Raw genomic sequence first — 18733 nt, 5'->3', positions numbered from 1 at the left:
AAGGCCGAGAACACCCATGGCACCACCCGAAGCAGTACCTCAGGCACCGGGAGGGGCCGCGCCCACGGCCTCCGCCGTGCTCGAAGCCCGCTCGGTGAGTAAACGGTTTCCCGGCGTGGTCGCTCTCGACGACGTCACCTTCTCCCTGCGCGCGGGGGAGACGCACGCACTCGTCGGGGAGAACGGCGCCGGCAAGTCCACCCTCATCAAGGTGCTGACCGGCGTGTACCGGCCTGACGGGGGCGAATTGCGGATGGCGGGTGAACCGGTCAGGTTCGCCCGGCCGTTCGAGGCCCAGCAGGCCGGAATCTCCACGATCTACCAGGAAGTCAACCTCGTCCCGCTGATGAGCGTGGCGCGCAACATCTTCCTCGGCCGCGAACCCAGGAACCGCTTCGGACTCATCGATTTCGCCCGTATGCACCGGGAGACGAGCGAACTGCTCGACGGCTTCGGCGTGCGCGTCGATCCGCGCCGTCCCCTGCACACCCTCGGCATCGGCACCCAGCAGATGGTCGCCCTCGCCCGGGCGGTGTCCGTCAACGCCCAGGCCGTCATCATGGACGAGCCCACCTCCTCGCTCGAACCGCGCGAGGTGGAGACCCTCTTCCGGGTCATCGGCAACCTGCGGGACCAGGGCATCGCCGTCCTCTACGTCAGCCACCGCATGGACGAGCTCTACCGCGTCTGCGAGCGGGTCACCGTCCTGCGCGACGGCAGCCACATCCACACCGGCGACCTCGCGGACCTCGACCGGATGCAACTCGTGTCGATGATGCTCGGCCGTGATCTGTCCGAGGTGCGCCGCTCCGGCGTCACCAGCTTCGGCGCGGAAGGGCACGAGGCGGCCCGCACGCCCGTCCTCACCGCGACCGGGCTCACCAGTCGTCTCCGGCTCCATGACATATCCGTGTCCTTGTACGCGGGCGAGGTGCTCGGCCTCGGCGGTCTCCTGGGCTCGGGCCGCAGCGAGACCGCGAAGGCCCTGTCCGGTGCGCTGCCCCTGGACGCGGGCGAACTCACCGTCGACGGAACCACCTTGAAACGCCTCACCCCGGCCGCCGCGATCCGGGCCGGCATCAGCCTGTTGCCCGAGGACCGCAAGGCCGAAGGCATCGTGCCCGGTCTCTCCGTCCGCGAGAACATCGTGCTGGCCGCCATGCCACGCCTCTCCAGGGCCGGTGTCGTCTCCCGCGCCAAGCAGGACCGAGTCGTCGAGATCTTCATGAAGCGCCTGCGGATCAAGGCCTCCAGTCCCGAGCAGAAAGTCGGCGAACTCTCCGGCGGCAACCAGCAGAAGGTCCTGCTGGCCCGCTGGCTCTGCCTGGAACCCAAGGTCCTCCTGCTCGACGAACCCACCCGCGGCATCGACGTCGGAGCCAAGGCCGAGGTCCAGAGCCTCATCGACGACCTCGCCCGTGAGGGCCTCGCCGTCCTGCTCATCTCCTCGGACATCGAGGAGCTCATCGAAGGCGCCGACCGGATCGTCGTCCTGCGCGGCGGAGCCGTCGCCGGTGAGCTGTCGGGTGACGACGTGGCCGAGGACCGGCTGCTCGAAGTGCTCGCCGACCACGCACCGCAGCCGGAGAGGCGAGCCCCGGCCACCCAGGAGGACCCCCGATGACCCGGACAGCCGTCGCCCCGCCGACCAAGGGCGACACCCCCCGGAAGCCCGAGCACCCCCTGGCCCGGCTGTGCGATCCCGCCTGGTACCAGAAATACGGCGTGTACGTGGCCGTGGCCGTCGTGCTGCTCTTCAACGCCCTGTTCACCGAGCACTTCATGACCGCCGACAACTTCCGCACCCAACTCGTCCAGGTCGCCCCCATCGTCATCGTCGCCCTGGGCATGGCCCTGGTCATCGGCACCGAGGGCGTCGACCTGTCCGTCGGCTCGACGATGGCGCTCGCCGCCGCGTTCCTGCCGCTTTACCTCGGATACGGGCTCGTACCCGCTCTCGTCGTCGCCCTGCTGGCCGGCGCGGTCGTCGGAGCGGTCAACGGCGCCCTGGTCTCCCTCGTCGGACTCCAGCCCATCGTGGCCACGCTCGCCCTCTTCGTCGGAGGCCGCGGCCTGGCCCTGGTCATGGCTGACGGACAGCTCAAGCAGATCGTCAACCCCGACCTGCTGTCGCTGGGCACCGGCTCCTTCCTCGGAATTCCGCTGGTCGTCCTGATCGCCGCTGTGCTGGCCGTCGCCGTAGCCTTCCTGGTGCAGCGCACCACCTTCGGCCGGCAGGTCGTCGCCATCGGCGGCAACCGCTCCGCCGCCGCACTCGCCGGGCTACCCGTCAAGCGGGTGCTCATCGGCGTGTACGTGCTCTGCGGAGTGCTTGCCGCGCTTGCCGGAATCCTCGCCACGGCCAGGCTCACCGCGAGTGACCCCTCCTCGCTCGGCACCCTCATGGAACTCTCCGCCATCACGGCGGTGGTGGTCGGCGGCACCCCCCTCAACGGAGGCTCCGTCCGGGTCCTCGGCACCGTGGCGGGCGCCCTGCTCATGCAGCTCCTGCGCGCCACGCTCGTCAAGCACGACCTGCCCGACTCCACCGCACAGATCGCCCAGGCGGCCATCATCATCGCCGCCGTCTACGTCGCCCGGGAGCGTCGGTCCCGATGAACGAAACCAAGCCCGTCACCGCCGCCCAGGCCCCGCTGCCGACGAAGTCGCCCGCCGCCCGGCCCGCCGCTGGCCCCGAGCGAACCGGCCGGCAGCGCGCCGCCGAACTCCTGCAACGCCAGGGCGTCCTCGCGGTCCTGCTGGCCGTCGTGATCGCCGCCTCGTTCATCTACCCGACCTTCGCGTCCCTGGACAACGCCCGCGGTGTGACCATCCAGGCGTCCTTCCTCGCCGTGGTCGCACTCGGTATGACGATGGTCATCATCACCGGCGGCATCGACCTGTCCGTCGGATCCGTCTTCGCCCTCGGGGGAGTCCTCGCCGCGTGGGCCTCGCAGTACGGTTTTCTGGCCGCGCTGCTGCTTCCCCTCGTGGTCTGTGGCGGAATCGGCCTGCTCAACGGACTTCTGATCGCCCGGGGCAACATGGCCCCGTTCATCGTCACCCTGGCGACCCTGCTCGGCGCCCGCGGTCTGCTGCTCGCTCTCACCGACGAGGGAGCCACCACCTACCTGGTGGCCAAGGGTTCCGCCTTCGCCGAACTCGGCCAGGGCAGTGTCCGGGGCTTCGGCTATCCGATCCTCATCGCGCTGGTGCTCTTCGGAGCCGGCGGACTCGTGCTGCAGCGCACCTCGTTCGGGCAGACACTCTTCGCCGTCGGCGGCAGCAGCGACGCGGCGACCCTGATGGGCCTCCCCGTCGCCCGTACGAAGATCCTCGTCTACACACTCAGCGGTCTGCTCGCCGGACTCGCCGGCGCACTCAACGCCGCCAGGCTCTCCTCCGGCGTCACCATCGTCGGGGTCGGCATGGAACTCGACGCGATCTCCGCCGTCGTCATCGGCGGCACCCTGCTCATCGGCGGCGCCGGGTCCATCAGCGGCACCCTCTGGGGCGTCCTGCTGCTGGCAGTCATCCAGAACCTGATCAATCAGATCGGCTCGCTCAACTCCTCCTACCAGTCGGTGGTCAGCGGCGGCTTCCTTATCGTTGTGGTGGTGGCCCAGCGCTATCTGGCGCGCAGTCGCAGAAGCACCTGACGACGAGCCGCCGGTCCGAGGCCGGACCACAGAACAAGCCGAGCCGAACCAAGGAGTGCCGTGGGCGTCAGCCTCAAAGACGTTGCGCGACGGGCGGGCGTGTCCATCAAGACCGTGTCGAACGTGGTGAACAACTATCAGCACGTCACACCCGCGATGCGCGCCAGGGTGCAACAGGCGATCGACGAGCTCGGCTACCGGCCGAACCTCACCGCCCGCCATCTGCGCAAGGGCCGCACCGGCATCATCGCCCTCGCCGTCCCGGAATTCGGCAACCCGTACTTCGCGGAACTCGCCGGTGCGGTCATCGACGCGGCGGCCCGGCACGACTACACCGTCCTGGTCGATCACACCGCCGGCCTCCGGGAGAAGGAACTCCTGGTCAGCCAGGGATTCCGCTCCCATGTGATCGACGGCCTCATCCTCAGCCCCATCCATCTGGAGACCGAGGACCTCATGGCGCGTACCGATACGGCGCCCCTGGTCCTGCTCGGCGAGCGCGAGTACGAGGCCCCGTACGACCACATCGCCATCGACAACGTGGCGGCGGCCCGTGCGGCCGTCCGCCACCTCGTCGGCCAGGGCAACCGCCGGATCGCATTCCTCGGCTCGCGCACCGGACGCGAACGCCAGCCCGCCCACCTGCGGTTGCGGGGCTGGCGCGAGGAACTCGCCGCCGCAGGCCTGACACCGGACGAATCCCTCGTCGTGGTCACCGACGGCTACGGCCGCGAGGACGGTGCCGCGGGAATGGCGGAACTCCTGGACCGGGGCGAGCGCCCCGACGCCGTCTTCGCCTACAACGACCTCATTGCCATCGGCGCGATGCGGACCATCGGCGAACGCCGAATGCGCGTCCCGGACGACATCGCCGTCGTCGGCTTCGACGACATCGAGGAGTGCCGCTACGCCTCCACCACGCTGACCACCATCGCCCCGGACAAGGAAGCCATCGCCCGCCTCGCCGTCGACAGCCTCGTCGAACGGCTCTCGGGCGAAGCCGTCGCCGAACCGCGCAGGCCGCGCCCCGGCTACCGGCTGGTCGTCCGCGAATCCACGACGCCCGGACCCCGTTCCGGCCCCACAGAGGACCTCTGATGCCGCGCCCCACCGTGCACAGCACCCCCTTCGGCTCCGCCCAGGGCGCCCCGGTCCACCGGTGGACCCTCGACAGCGGTACCGGTGTCCAGGCCGACATACTCACCTACGGGGCGTCCCTGCACCGCCTCGACGTACCCGACACCACGGGCGCCACCGCCTCCGTCGTCCGTTCGCTCGCCACCCTCGGCGACTACACGGCCGAGCACCCCTACTTCGGCGCCGTAGTCGGCCGTTACGCCAACCGCATCGCGCACGGCCGCTTCGCTCTGGACGGGGACGAGCACCACATCCCCGCCAACGACCGCGGCCACGCCCTGCACGGCGGCCCCGAAGGCTTCCACACCAAGGTGTGGGACGCGAGCGCCGACCGTACCGACGACAGTGTGTCCGTCCGGCTCACCCTGCACAGCCCCGACGGTGACATGGGCTTCCCCGGCGCACTGGACAGCACGGTCACGTACACCCTCGACACCACCGGCACCCTGGCCATCGACTACGCCTGCACCACCGACCGGCCCACGGTCGTCAACCTCACCAATCACGCCTACTTCGACCTGGCCGGCCACGACGACGTACTCGGCCACCGTCTGGAGGTCGACGCCGACACCTATCTGCCTGTGGACGGCGAGGGCATCCCCTGCGGGCCGCCGACCGAGGTCCGGGGCACCCCCTTCGACCTCACCGGGCCCCACGTCCTCGGGGAACGGCTCGGGCACGACGACGAACAGCTGCGTGGCGCGGGCGGGTTCGACCACTGCTGGGTGCTGCGGAACACCGGCGGCGGTCTGTGCCGCGCCGCCCGTCTCACCGCACCGGACACCGCACGCGTCCTGGAGGTGTGGACCACGGAGCCCGGCATCCAGGTCTACACCGCCAACCAGCTCGACGGCTCCTTCACCGACGCCACCGGCCGCCGCCACGCACGGCACGGCTCGGTCTGCCTGGAGACCCAGCACCTGCCCGACTCACCCAACCGGCCCGACCAGCCCAGCACCGTGCTGCGCCCCGGCGACACCGCGCGGAGCCGTACCGAGCTGCGTTTTCCCCATCTGGAGCCGTGAGCTCGTGCCCACGGCCTCGTGGCCACCGAGATCCAAGGGGCGGGCCATCCTCGACCTGGCGACCTGGCGACCTGGCGACCTGGCGACCTGGCGACCTGGCGACCTGGCGACTGGTCGCGGATCCGGCCGGACGGTTCGCGTCACCGGCCGATAAGCCTGAGCTCCTGGGCGTACGGGCCGGCCGACGGGCGGTTGTCTGACGTCTGCCGGACATCAGAGGCGGGTGGCCCCACCCCCGGCCGGTCAGCGGACCGGCTCCCCCGCCGCCAGTCTCGCCGTCATCCGTGCGAGGCGGGCAGCCCTCACCTCGGGGTTCCTCGCCGTCATCAGCTGAAGGAGCACGAGGTAGCGCTCCGCCCTGGTGAGCTGTTCGAAGCGTTCACCGGCCCTGCGGTCCGCGGCCAGCGCGGCGGCCAGGTCGTCGGGCACGGTGGCTTCCCTCTGTGAGGGGTACGCCGCCGCCCACCTGCCGTCGGCTCGCGCCGCCCGCACCTCGGCCAGCCCGGACTCCCGCATCCGGTCGGCCGCGGTCAGCGCCTCGACCCTGCCGACGTTGACGAGGGACCAGTTGCTGCCGCGGCGGCGCGGCGAAATCCGCTGCAGGTAGAACACTTCGTCCAGGGATTTGCGCTGGCCGTCGATCCACCCGTGGCAGAGTACGACGTCGACGACCTCCGCGGCGGTGACCGAGGCGATGCCCGAGCCCTTCTTCGCGATCTTCAGCCACAGCCCCGTCCGCTCCGCGTGATGACGCTCCAGCCAGGCCTCGAGCAGGTCGGCCCGTTCGAAGAGCAGCGGCTCCGAACTCGCTCGGCCGTCGCTTGCTTCACGGTTATGTGCCATCGCTGTGCCCGTCCCTTTTCGGTGTCGACGTCCTGGCGTCCACGCTAGGGGGCCCATAGGACAGGTTTCGTCCTGTACCCGGCGGACCGCCGTGGCGTCGGCAGCACCGGCCGGCGTGCGGTCACCCGGGAGGCGGCGGGGCCGTGCTGGCCCGGACGACCAGCCGGGTCGGGACCAGGGTGGTTCCCCGCTCCGTCGTCTCGTTGCGGATCTGCCGCAGGACGCCGTCCACGCACTGCCGCCCTATTTCGGCGAAGTCCTGGTGGACGGTGGTCAGAGGCGGAAGGAAGGAGGCGGAGTCGGCGATGTCGTCGAACCCGACGACGCTGACGTCCTCGGGTACGTGTCTGCCCCGTTCCTGCAGGGCGCGCAGAACGCCCAGCGCCATCTGGTCGTTGGCCGCGAAAACCGCCGTGCACGCGGGGTCGGCCGCCAGGGCGAGGCCCGCTTCGTATCCCGAGGCCGCCGTCCAGTCACCGTCCACCGGCGGCGGGACGGGGCATCCCGCGTCCTCCAGCGTCTGCCGCCAGGCGCGGGCGCGGCGCTGGGCGGCGAACGACTCCGCAGGCCCGGCCACATGCACCACGGTGCGGTGCCCGAGATCGAGCAGATGCCGCACTGCCGCCCTGGCGCCTCCGGACTGGTCGGTGTCCACGACGCTGTACCGGTCGCCGGCGTCGGAGTCGGCCACTACCACATGGGTGTGCGGCGGAAGCGAGATGGCGGCGTCCAGAAGGGGGACCTCCATGATCACGATGATGCCGTCCACGACGTGTTCGCCGAGCACGGTCACGGCCCCCCGGACTCCCGTGCTGGTGGGCGTCGCGACGGGGAGCAGGGTGATCGCGTACCCCTCGTCCGCCGCGGAGGCGGAAATGGCTTCCAGCGTGCGGACATTGCCCGTCGTGGCCAGGGTGAACAGGATGACGCCCAGGGTGCGGAACTTCCCGCTCCTGAGGGCGCGCGCGGCGCTGTTGGGGCGATAGTCCAGCTCCTTCATGGCGGTCAGGACGCGATCGCGCGTCTCCTCGGAAACCACCGTGTGTCCGTTGGATACACGGGAGACCGTCTGGGAGGAGACTCCCGCCCGGCGCGCTACGTCGGCCATCGACGCCTCCCTGTGAGGAGGCCGGTCCGTGGCCTGTTCCTGTCCGTGCACTTCGTTCGCCTCCGTCGTGGTCGTGTGGGCCTTTCGCCGTGTGGGCGCGCCGCTTCGGCCGCGGGGTCGTCTTCTCACCGCGTGCGTCGAGGGTGTTCCGAACGTGACCCACCCTGTCTCTGCTGCGCGTGTGGCTCGAATCGCGTGCGGACCGAGGTCTCTGGTCACCGGCATTTCTACCACTTCGGACGCACCGTGCCGACACACGGGCAAGCGCGGACACGGCTGCTCGGAGGCGCGGTGCGGGTGCTGGGTCCCAACTCGTCGGCCTAGCAGGGAAACCGAGTCTTGACCATGGGATGAGAGACGTGTAGACATCACTTCACCGATAAATGTTTACGTAAACATCAGTACGGGTGTTTACGTGGGCATCGGCCTCCTCAAGCACAGCGCCTCCACGATGTCCGGTGTCTCCATCCGGCCGGGGCCATGCTCAACGCCGGATCAACAGGAGTACCCATGACGGCTGTCACGCCGCTCACCACTGGACGCCGCCCACCAGCCGGAGGCGGCTCCCGCGCGCGGCGGGGGCGGGTCGGGTGGATCTTCGTAGGGCCGTTCATGGCCGTGTTCGCCCTCGTGTTCCTCGCCCCGATCGCCTACTCGCTGTATCTGAGTTTCTTCCGGGACCAGTTGGTGGGCGGCACGTCGTTCGTCGGCCTGGACAACTTCCAGAGGGCGTTCGAGGACGAACAGTTCTGGGCGGCAGTGGGCCGGGTGACTCTGTTCCTCGTGGTGCAGGTGCCCGTCATGCTCGGCCTCGCCCTGCTCATAGCCCTGGCACTCGACAGCGGAAGGATCTACGGGAAGAGCTTTTTCCGGATCGCCGTCTTCCTGCCGTATGCCGTACCCGCCGTCGTCGCCACACTGATGTGGGGCTTCATCTACGGCACCCGCTTCGGGCTGGTCGGGAATTTCAACGACGCCTTCGGCGTATCGCTGCCCGACCCGCTCTCGCCCTCCCTGATACTGGCCAGCATCGGCAATATCGTCACCTGGGAGTTCATCGGCTACAACATGCTGATCTTCTACTCCGCGCTGCGTGTCGTCCCCAAGTCGCTCTACGAGGCGGCCGAGATCGACGGAGCGGGACAGTGGCGGATCATCACCGCGGTGAAGATACCCGCGATCCGCGGGGCACTGGTGATCGCGACGATCTTCTCCGTGATCGGCAGTTTCCAGTTGTTCAACGAGCCCAGTATCCTGCAGAACCTGGCGCCCAACGCGATCACGACCTACTTCACGCCCAACTTCTACACGTTCACGCTGTCCTTCTCGGGCCGGCAGCAGAACTACGCGGCCACGGTCTCCCTCGTCATGGGCGTCGTCACAATGATCATCGCCTACGCGGTCCAGCTGCGCGGCATGCGAAAGGAGGCGTGAGCCATGAGCGCCCCTTCCTTCACCGCCGAGCAGACGCCCCGGCGAACCACCCACCGTGCCCCGGCACTCCGCCGACGCCATTCGGCGGTCCGGCCGCGCCGCAGCGTGCTGCTCACGCTGCTCATGGGCGTGACCGCGCTCTACGCGCTCATGCCGCTGGCGTGGCTCGTCATCAACGCCACCAAGACGCAGAGGGGCCTGCTCGGTTCTTTCGGCCTCTGGTTCAGCGGCGACTTCGCCCTCTGGGACAACATCTCTCAGACACTCACCTACAACGACGGCATCTTCGTCCGCTGGTTCCTCAACACCCTGCTGTACGTGGTCGTGGGAGCGGGCGGGGCCACCTTCCTCGCGGTCATGGGCGGCTACGGCCTGGCCAAGTTCGATTTCGCGGGCAAGCGTGCCGTCTTCGCCACCGTCATCGGCGCGGTGGCGGTGCCGGCCACCGCCCTGGCGGTCCCCACCTTCCTCATGTTCAGCAAGATGGGGCTCACCAACACGCCGTGGGCCGTCATCATCCCGTCCCTGATCTCACCGTTCGGGCTCTACCTCATGTGGGTGTTCGCCGCCGAGGCGGTCCCCACCGAGCTGCTGGAAGCAGCCAGGATGGACGGTTCCGGCGAGCTGCGGACGTTCTTCCGCATCGCCCTCCCGCTGCTCACCCCGGGCATCGTGACGGTGCTGTTGTTCACCATGGTGCAGACCTGGAACAACTACTTCCTGCCCCTCATCATGATCAAGAATCCGGACTGGTATCCGCTGACACTCGGGCTGAACGCCTGGAACGAGCAGGCGTCCACCGCCGGCGGCCAGCCGGTCTTCAACCTGGTCATCACGGGCTCACTGCTGACCATCGTGCCGCTGATCATCGCCTTCCTGCTGCTTCAGCGCTATTGGCAGTCCGGACTGGCGGCAGGCAGCGTCAAGGGGTGATCCGCTCTCCGGCCCGGTCGGCCACCGAATCTCCGCGCTCCGAGACCGGTTTCCCCCGGCCCTCGGCCGGCGCGGTGTCCCACCCCTGTCCAGCCTCGCACCCCCGTGCGGACGTTCGACGGTCTGTGCACCACCCTCACCACAACGGAGTGAAGCAATTATGAGAACCATGACCAGACGCGCGATGCGTGGCGTCGGCCTGCTGTGCGCGGCCGCGCTGAGCCTCACCGCGTGCGGGTCCTCCGACGATGCCGGTTCGTCGGACAAGGCCGTCACGGGGGGTGACCTCCGCGCAGCTCTCAAGGAGGGCGGCTCCATCACGGTGTGGGCGTGGGAACCGACGCTGAAGCAGGTCGTCAGCGACTTCCAGAAGAAGTACCCCAAGGTCAAGGTGAAGCTGGTCAACGCCGGTACCGGCAACGACCAGTACACTGCCCTGCAGAATGCGGTACAGGCCGGATCCGGGGTGCCTGACGTCGCGCAGGTCGAGTACTACGCCCTCGGCCAGTTCGCCCTCGGAGAGTCCCTCGAGGACCTGAGCCGTTACGGTGCCGGGGACTTCGAGGACGACTACTCGCCGGGACCGTGGAACTCGGTCGCCGTCGACGAGGCCGTGTACGCCCTCCCGATGGACTCCGGCCCGATGGCGCTCTTCTACAACAAGAAGGTGCTGGACAAGCACCAGATCGCCACGCCCACCACCTGGGACGAGTACCTGGAGGCGGCGCGCGCCCTGAACGCCGCCGATCCCAAGGCCTACATAACGAACGACACCGGTGACGCCGGGTTCGCGACCAGCATGATCTGGCAGGCCGGCGGGACCCCCTTCAAGACCCGCGGCACCGATGTGACGGTCGACCTCGCCGCTGACAAGGGCGTCGTCGCCTTCACCGAGGTCTGGCAGAAGCTCATCGACGAGAAGCTCCTGGCGCCCGTCACCTCCTGGAGCGACGAGTGGTACAAGGGCCTGGCGGACGGCACCATCGCCACCCTCGCCACCGGTGCCTGGATGCCCGCCAACTTCGTCTCGGGTGTCGAGTCGGCCTCGGGTGACTGGCGCGCGGCCGCGCTCCCGCAGTGGGAGAAGGGCGGCGAGGTCAGCTCCGAGAACGGCGGCAGCTCCCTCGCGGTGATGAAGGCGGGCAAGAACAAGGAGCTGGCGTACGCGTTCAACGAGTACGCCAACCACTCGGACGGCGTCCAGGCCCGCATCAAGGCCGGCGCCTTCCCCGCCACCACGGCAGACCTGTCCTCGCCGTCGTTCCTCGACACCACCTTCCCGTACTTCGGCGGCCAGAAGGCGAACGAGATCTTCGCCCGGTCCGCCAGCCAGGTACCCGAGGGCTGGTCCTACCTGCCCTTCCAGGTGTACGCGAACTCGATCTTCAACGACTCCGTCGGCAAGGCATACGTCTCCGACACCACGCTCGCCGACGGGCTGAAGGAATGGCAGAAGGCCTCCGTCGCCTACGGCAACGACCAGGGCTTCAGCGTCAACAAGTGACGTCCTGCAGCTGAACCGGCACAGGGCGGCCGTCCGACGGGCGGCCGCCCTGTGCCGTACTCGCACCTCGTACGTATCCGAAAGGATCATCATGACCCCCGCATCCGAGCGCCACTGGCTGCGCCTCCCCTCCGACGACCGTCCCGCACGCTTCGCCTACGGGGCCGACTACAACCCGGAGCAGTGGCCGCGCGAGGTGTGGAAGGAAGACGTCCGGCTGATGCGCGAGGCCGGGGTCACCATCGTCTCCGTCGCCATCTTCTCCTGGGCTCGCCTGCAACCGGCCGAGGACCGGTGGGACTTCACCTGGCTGGACGAGGTGCTCGACCTGCTCCACGACAACGGGATCGCGGTGGACCTCGCCACCGCCACCGCCTCGCCGCCGCCCTGGCTCACCACCCTGCACCCGGAGATCCTGCCGGTCACCCGCACCGGTGAGACCCTCTCCCAAGGCGCGCGACAGCACTGGCGGCCCACCTCACCCGTCTTCCGCAGGTACGCCCTGCGGCTGGTGGAGGCCATGGCCACCCGATACGCGGACCATCCCGCCGTGGTCGCCTGGCACATCTCCAACGAGCTCGGCTGTCACAACATCTACGACTACTCCGACGACGCCGCCCAGGCCTTCCGCGACTGGCTGCGCGCACGCTACGTCACGCTGGACGAGCTCAACCGGGCCTGGGCGACCTCCTTCTGGTCGCAGTACTACGGGGAATGGGCACAGATCCAGCCGCCGCGACTGGCCGCGAGCCATGCCAACCCCACGCAGCAGCTCGACTTCAAGCGGTTCTCCTCCGACGCGCTGAAGGATTATCTCCGGGCGGAGCGCGACGTCCTGCGCCGCATCACCCCCCAGATCCCCGCCACCACCAACTTCATGGTGATGGGGGACACCAAGGGTATGAACTACCCCGAGTGGGCGCAGGAGATCGACTTCGTCTCCAACGATCACTACGCCCACCCCGGTCCGCAGCGCCTGGACGAGCTCTCGTTCTCCGCGGCCCTCACGCACTCCATCGCGCAGGGCAGGCCCTGGTTCCTGATGGAGCACTCGACCAGTGCGGTCAACTGGCAGCCCGTCAACGTCGCCAAGAGCCAGGGCGAGCTCGCCCGCGACTCCCTGGTGCACGTCGCCCACGGAGCCGACGCGGTCTGCTTCTTCCAGTGGCGCCAGTCCGCCGCCGGTGCCGAGAAGCACCACTCCGCGATGGTTCCCCATGCCGGCCCGGACAGCGAGGTGTTCCGTGCGGTGACCGCCCTCGGCCGGACGCTGGAGACACTCACCCCGGTCACCGGTTCCGTACGGGAGCCGGCTCGCGCGGCACTGGTCTACGACTGGGAGTCCTGGTGGGCCGTCGAACGCGACTCCCAGCCGTCCTCCCTGCTGCGCTACCGGCAGGAGGCGCTCGACTGGTACTCGGCCTTCCTGGCCCTGGGTGTCCGGGTGGACGTCGTCACGACCGCCACCGACCTCACCGGGTACGACTTCGTCGCGGCGCCGGTCCTGCACGTCGTCCCCCAGGCCCTCGCCGGCCGGCTGGACGCCTATGTGCGCGGCGGCGGCCACCTCGCCACCACCTACTACTCGGGTGTCGTCGACGAGAACGACCACGTCCACCTCGGCGGATACCCCGGAGCGCTGCGTGATCTGCTGGGCATCCGCATCGAGGAGTTCGGCCCCCTTCGGGAGGGCGTGAACGTACGGCTCGACAACGGTCTGACCGGCACTCTGTGGACCGACCGCATCGACCTGACCGATTCCGAGGTCACGGTGCTGGCGCGCTACGAGACCGGTGACCAGGCAGGGCGCCCCGCCATCACACGGCGTGCCCTTGAGGACGGCGGCTCCGCCGCCTACGTCTCCACCCGGCTGGGCACCCATGGGCTGCCCGACGTGCTGCGGTCCCTGCTGTCCGGCGCCGGTGTGCTCAGCGAGCTGCCCGCCGATGTGCGGGGGCGGGTGGAGCTGAGCGTACGGACCGACGGCTCCCAGTCCTACTGGTTCCTCGTCAACCGTACGGACGAGCCCGTGGCGTTCGGCACGGTGGCCGGAGAGATCCTCTCCGGGCCCTCACCGGCCGCCGAGGGCGGCCTGGTCCTGCCCTCGCGGGGGGTCGCGGTGCTCCGCCTGGCGACGGGGGCCACGCCCTTCCTTGGGGAAGCCCTGCCGGGACACGCCGTCGGGTAGCGGGTACCACTCCGCTTTCAGCGGGCCCCGGGGGGCCGGTTCGTCCCCCGGGGCCCGCTGGCGCTCCGGTCAGACGGAGGCCGTGAACCGATGAGTTCCCGACCCCACGGCGAAGACCGCACACTCGTCGTCCTGCCGCAGGAAAGCCGCCGGTCCCCGGCCGGCGCTCCGCTTGTCGCCGCCCGGCACCCACACCTCGGCGGTCGTGTTCGGCGGCAGTACGACGCGGAGTGCGAAACCGTCCGCGTCCTTCTTCCAGCGTGTGGCGACCGGCCCGTACCGTGAGTCGAACCGTCCCTCGGCCTGCGTCACCCCGCCGCCCGGCCGCGGCCGCACGAGGATCTTCCGGAAGCCGGGGGCGCCGGGCGCGATGCCCGCGATGTTCGCGTACATCCACTCGCCGACCGAGCCGTACGCGTAGTGGTTGAAGGAGTTCATTCCGGCGTCCTGGAAGCTGCCGTCCGGCCGGATCGAGTCCCAGCGCTCCCACATCGTGGTGGCGCCCCGGTCGATCTGGTAGCCCCAGCTCGGGAAGGTCCTCTGCATGAGCAGCCGGTAGGCGACATCCGTGTGACCGGTGTCCGTGAGCACGGGCAGCAGGCGCGGGGTGCCGAGGAACCCCGTCGACAGATGCCAGCCCTTCGCCTCGATGAGCGTCACCAGCCGGTCAGCAGCCGGCCCGCGGTCGTCCTCCGCCAGCAGATCCATGGACAGGGCCAGCACGTAAGCCGTCTGCGTATCGCCCTTCACCCGTCCGCCGGCCGAGACGTACGCGGCGCGGAAGGCGTCGCGCACCCGGCCGAAAAGCGTCAGGTACGGCGCCGGATCCTTGCCCAGAACCTGGGCGGCGCGGGCCACGAGATCGGCGCTGTGCGCGAAGTAGGCCGTGGCGATCACGTCCTTGGGCGTCTCCTCCTCGATGTTGAGCCAGTCGCCGAACCCGTCGGCGGGCCGCAGTAGCCCGGTGCTGTGTGCCTCCAGATACGTCAGCCAGCGGAGCATCGAGGACCAGGACTGTTCCAGCACCCGCACATCGCCGTATGCCTGGTACAGGGCCCATGGCACGGTCACCCCGGCGTCACCCCAGCCCGCCGCGCCGTTGCCTACGTTCGGCAGATCCGGGGCGACATGGGTGAAGGCGCCCTCCGAGGTCTGCGCGTCGCGCAGGTCCTGCAGCCACTTGGTGAGGAAGCGCGCGGACTCCATCGTGTACGCGGCGGTGGGCGCGAAGACATTGATGTCACCGGTCCAGCCGAGACGCTCGTCGCGTGCCGGGGTGTCCGTCGGGATGGACAGGAAATTCCCGCGCTGTCCCCAGGTGATGTTGCTGTGGAGCTGGTTGAGCATGGGGACATCGGTGGCGAAGTCCATGGTGAACGGCGCCGAGGTGTGGATGACACGGCCCACGATCGCGTCGCGTCCCGGCGTACCGGGGTATCCCGTCACCTCGACGTAGCGGAAACCGTGGAACGTGAAGCGGGGCTCGTAGGTCTCCCGGCCACCTCCCCTGAGTGTGTACGTGTCCGTGGCGCGGGCGGTGCGCAGGTTGGCGGTGTAGACCGTGCCGTCCGGGTTCAGCACCTCGGCATGCCGCAGACGCACCGTCGTCCCGGCCGGTCCGGACACCGTGAGGCGTGCGGCGCCCACCATGTTCTGGCCGAGGTCGAACACGAACACACCGGGCTTGGGCTCGGTCACCTCACGGACGGTCAGCTCCCGCTCGACACGGCAGGCCCCGTCCACTTCTGCCACGAGCGCCGCCGTGACCCCGTCGACGCGGTCGGCCGCGAGCCAGCCGGTCGAGTCGAAACCGGCGCGGGTCCATCCGTCCGTCTCCCGCCGGGCGTCGTAGTCCTCGCCCGCCACGAGGTCTGCCCCGGTGACCGGCCCGGTCGCGGTGAGCCAGTCGGCCCCCGACACCACGCGGTCGGTCGAGCCGTCGGTGTAGATCACCTCCAACTGGGCGAGAGCGGCGGGCTGTTCGCCGTACTGATGCGGTCCGAACCAGGCGATGTTCCCTGCGTACCACCCTGTCGCCAGGGTGATTCCGAGAGCGTTTCCGCCTGGCGCCAGCAGGCCGGTCACGTCGTAGGTCTGGTACTGGACCCGCTGGTTGTAGTCCGTCCAGCCCGGAGCGAGCCGGTCCTCGCCGACACGCTCGCCGTTGAGAGACACCTCGTACAGGCCGAGGGCGGTCGAGTACAGCCTGGCCCGCGCGACGCGTTTGCGGTCCAGCCGGAACTCCCGGCGCAGCTGGGTCGCGGGGGAGTACGCCACCCGCACCTTCCCCCAGGGGCCGGAGCCCCAGCGTGCGAGTACCTTGGCGGCCGGCCAGGCGGTGTCGTCGTAGGTGACGGAGTGCCAGTCCCCGGGCGGCTCCTTGTCGGTGGCCCGCCAGCCGGCGTCGGTGACGACCGTGGTCGTCCCCTCCGCGGTGGTCAGCTCCAGTACCCCGAGAAGCCCGGCAGGACCGGCGACCGCGTTGGTCGCCGACACGGCGATCACCTGGATGCCGGGGGAGAGGCGGTCCGTCACATCCACGAGGACGGGGCGTTTCCAGTTCTCGGCGGGGCCGTCCGCTTCCGTGTGTGCCACTTCCGCGCCGTTGACGCGGGCGGTGAACCCGTCGTCGGCGCTCATGACCAGACGGGCGCGGGTGACCCCCTCCGGGACCTCCACCCGGCCGCGGAACCACCGTGTGGCCGCCGGTGCCTCGACGGTGGGGTCCCCTTCGGGGAACCAGATCCACGAGACGTCGTCGAGGGCGGGTGTGCCGGTCAGCGCAGCCGGCGCCGCGATCCAGTCGGCCGACCAGTCCGAGGCCTCCAGGAGTCCGGTTTCCCACCAGGACGGCGCGCTCCACGAGGACGCCCGGCCGTCCGCGTCCCAGACCCGTACGGACCAGAAGTAGCGCGTGCGGGACTCCGGTTCGGGGCCCGCGTACGGCACGAGTACGGACTGCGCGGACTCGACCCTGCCGCTGTCCCAGACGTCGGGTTTCCCGAGGCGGTCGGCGGTGGTGGCCACGCGCACCTGGTAGGCGGTCTGGCTCAGACCCGGACTGTCCGATGCGACGGGCCAGCTCAGTCGTGGACGTGGGGTGTCCAGGCCCAGCGGATGGCGTACGTACTCGACGGTCGGCTCGGTGACGCGGGCCCGGCCGGCGGCCGCCCGCCCCGAACCGGACGCACCGGCGGCGGGTGCGGACGCCGCGGCGAGCGCGGCGGTGGCGGCGGTGGTGCTGAGCAGTCGTCTTCTGCTGATCACAACGCGGCTCCGTAACGATGCAGGGGTGAATCGTTTCAGTTGGTGTGAAGCTAGAGTTGTGACCGGTCCCTGTCAATACTTCTTTCGAGATGACGCGCTTTCTGGCTCGATGGTCATAGGCCTGCTCGATGTGGCATTGACGCACTCGCCGGGGCGGGGCTATCGTCGATTGCGGAGGCAGTTGAAACCTTTCATGCGATCGGCCGAATGGGCCTGCCCCGGTACCGATCGTTGCGCTGTCCGGCTGATGCGGCTCAGGCGCGCCGGAGATGTGGACGAAAGGTCAGGTGTTCGCTTTTCGCGGGCCTGGCAGGTCCGCGAACCGCTCCTCCATCCAAGGGAGAACGCATGCGCCCGCGCGCCCTATGGGCACCAGCCGCCCTACTGCTGATCGGCCCCCTGATCGGCACGGCCACGGCGACGGCCGACACCGGCGAGACTCTCGTGCCGGTGCAGAAGTCGGTCCGAGCCGTGCCCGGTCAGTACATCGTCACCCTCGCGCCCGAGCGGAAGCCGGTCGCCATGGCCGAGCAGCTCGGAATCGCCACGCTCTTCACGTACAGCAAGGTCCTGCACGGTTTCGCCGCCTCGCTCACGCCCGCGCAGCTGGAGCAGGTGCGCGGCGCCGCGGGCGTGCAGGCCGTCGAGGAGAACAGTGAGGCCTCCGTCCCGCCTTCGCCCGTCAGGACGGCGGCCGGGAATCGGGCGGTGGCAGGGAGCTGGGGGCAGGACCGTGTCGACCAGCGGAATCTGCCGCTGGACGGCACGTACGACGTGGACGGCACGGGGCAGGGTGTGACCGCGTACATCCTCGACACCGGCATCGAACGCGCCCACAGCGAGCTCGGCGGCCGGGTGGGCGCCGGGTACGACGCGATCGGTGACGGCCGCGACGGCGAGGACTGCAACGGCCACGGCACGCACGTGGCCGGGACCGTGGCCGGTGCGACGTACGGTGTCGCCCCCGCCGCCTCGCTGGTGCCGGTACGGGTGCTCAACTGTGAAGGCTCGGGTACCTGGGCCGGGGTCATCGCCGGTCTCGACTGGATCGCCCAGAACGCCGAGCAGCCGGCCGTGGTCAACGCCTCCCTCGGAGGTCCCGCGTCCTCGGCCGTCGACGAGGCGTTCGACGCACTCGCGGCGCAGGGCACCCTGCCCGTGGTCGCGGCGGGCAACGAGAACCAGGATGCCTGTGAGGTGTCTCCGGCGCGCGCCCTCGGCGTGCTCGCCGTGGGTGCCGACGACGACCAGGACCGGCAGGCGGCGTTCAGCAACTGGGGTACCTGTGTGTGGCTGTACGCCCCGGGGGTGGACATCGTGTCCGCGAACCTCGGCGGCGGTTCCACGACGCTGAGCGGTACGTCCATGGCCAGTCCGCACGTGGCCGGTGCCGCCGCTCTGTACAAGGAGCGGAATCCCCAAGCGGCGCCGCAGGAGGTCTCCGACTGGCTCGCCGCGGAGGCGACCCCGGGCGTCCTGACGGGTCTGGGCCCCGGCTCCCCCGACCGGCTTCTCTACGTCGGCGGTCTCTGACCGTCGGCCGGTGACTCGTCGAGACGGTGCGGCAGGGGTTCCTCCCGGTTTCCGAAAGGGCGGGGGAGAACCCCTTCCCGCGATAGCGGGGGAGCGGGGGCT

General features: G+C 69.7%; 13 protein-coding genes. 10 read left to right on the top strand and 3 right to left on the bottom strand.

The window, feature by feature from the left end; genetic code table 11:
• Positions 1 to 16: 16 nt before the first annotated feature.
• Genes ACWD04_RS06530 through ACWD04_RS06510 form a run of 5 tightly spaced genes read left to right on the top strand, consistent with a single transcriptional unit; the run spans position 17 to position 5821 of the window.
• Positions 17 to 1624, top strand: coding sequence for a sugar ABC transporter ATP-binding protein (locus ACWD04_RS06530; protein WP_451128767.1), 1608 nt, complete (start codon positions 17 to 19; stop codon positions 1622 to 1624).
• Positions 1621 to 2619, top strand: coding sequence for an ABC transporter permease (locus tag ACWD04_RS06525; protein ID WP_451128765.1), 999 nt, complete (start codon positions 1621 to 1623; stop codon positions 2617 to 2619). Before ACWD04_RS06530 ends, ACWD04_RS06525 begins: the two co-directional genes overlap by 4 nt.
• On the top strand, positions 2616 to 3659 hold the full coding sequence (locus tag ACWD04_RS06520) for an ABC transporter permease (RefSeq protein WP_451128763.1): 1044 nt from the start codon (positions 2616 to 2618) through the stop codon (positions 3657 to 3659). Before ACWD04_RS06525 ends, ACWD04_RS06520 begins: the two co-directional genes overlap by 4 nt.
• 60 nt (positions 3660 to 3719) lie before the next feature.
• Complete coding sequence (locus ACWD04_RS06515; RefSeq protein ID WP_451128761.1) at positions 3720 to 4757, top strand: LacI family DNA-binding transcriptional regulator; 1038 nt, start codon at positions 3720 to 3722, stop codon at positions 4755 to 4757.
• Positions 4757 to 5821, top strand: coding sequence for an aldose epimerase family protein (locus ACWD04_RS06510; protein ID WP_451128759.1), 1065 nt, complete (start codon positions 4757 to 4759; stop codon positions 5819 to 5821). Before ACWD04_RS06515 ends, ACWD04_RS06510 begins: the two co-directional genes overlap by 1 nt.
• A gap of 243 nt (positions 5822 to 6064) precedes the next feature.
• Here ACWD04_RS06510 and ACWD04_RS06505 read toward each other — a convergent pair whose 3' ends face one another.
• Together ACWD04_RS06505 and ACWD04_RS06500 are read right to left on the bottom strand one after the other, a co-directional pair.
• Entirely contained in the window at positions 6065 to 6664 is a 600-nt protein-coding gene (locus ACWD04_RS06505) for a YdeI/OmpD-associated family protein (RefSeq protein WP_451128757.1), read from the bottom strand.
• A 121-nt stretch (positions 6665 to 6785) separates the two neighbouring features.
• Positions 6786 to 7772: a LacI family DNA-binding transcriptional regulator gene (locus tag ACWD04_RS06500; RefSeq protein WP_451128755.1), complete on the bottom strand. Its 987-nt coding sequence runs from the start codon at positions 7770 to 7772 to the stop codon at positions 6786 to 6788.
• A gap of 510 nt (positions 7773 to 8282) precedes the next feature.
• Between ACWD04_RS06500 and ACWD04_RS06495 the strand changes: the two genes are divergently transcribed.
• The 4 genes from ACWD04_RS06495 to ACWD04_RS06480 all read left to right on the top strand — a co-directional run bounded on the left by ACWD04_RS06495 (position 8283) and on the right by ACWD04_RS06480 (position 13831).
• A complete protein-coding gene (locus tag ACWD04_RS06495; protein ID WP_451128753.1) occupies positions 8283 to 9206 on the top strand; it encodes a carbohydrate ABC transporter permease in 924 nt (307 codons plus the stop codon).
• Between the two features lie 3 nt (positions 9207 to 9209).
• Complete coding sequence (locus ACWD04_RS06490; protein ID WP_451128751.1) at positions 9210 to 10139, top strand: carbohydrate ABC transporter permease; 930 nt, start codon at positions 9210 to 9212, stop codon at positions 10137 to 10139.
• A gap of 160 nt (positions 10140 to 10299) precedes the next feature.
• Positions 10300 to 11643, top strand: a complete 1344-nt coding sequence (locus ACWD04_RS06485) for an ABC transporter substrate-binding protein (protein ID WP_451128749.1) — start codon at positions 10300 to 10302, stop codon at positions 11641 to 11643.
• 91 nt (positions 11644 to 11734) lie between these two features.
• Positions 11735 to 13831: a beta-galactosidase gene (locus ACWD04_RS06480; RefSeq protein WP_451128747.1), complete on the top strand. Its 2097-nt coding sequence runs from the start codon at positions 11735 to 11737 to the stop codon at positions 13829 to 13831.
• Positions 13832 to 13900: 69 nt separating this feature from the next.
• Here the strand turns inward: ACWD04_RS06480 and ACWD04_RS06475 are convergent, their stop codons facing one another.
• On the bottom strand, positions 13901 to 17098 hold the full coding sequence (locus ACWD04_RS06475) for an alpha-L-rhamnosidase (protein WP_451128745.1): 3198 nt from the start codon (positions 17096 to 17098) through the stop codon (positions 13901 to 13903).
• 348 nt (positions 17099 to 17446) lie between these two features.
• Here ACWD04_RS06475 and ACWD04_RS06470 point away from each other — a divergent pair, with 348 nt between their 5' ends.
• Positions 17447 to 18631, top strand: a complete 1185-nt coding sequence (locus ACWD04_RS06470; protein ID WP_451128743.1) for a S8 family peptidase — start codon at positions 17447 to 17449, stop codon at positions 18629 to 18631.
• Positions 18632 to 18733: the final 102 nt, after the last annotated feature.

This window comes from Streptomyces sp. NPDC002911, from assembly GCF_053591835.1.
The sequence above is the reverse complement of the archived record's forward strand: the minus strand, read 5'-3'. Positions and strand labels throughout refer to the sequence as shown.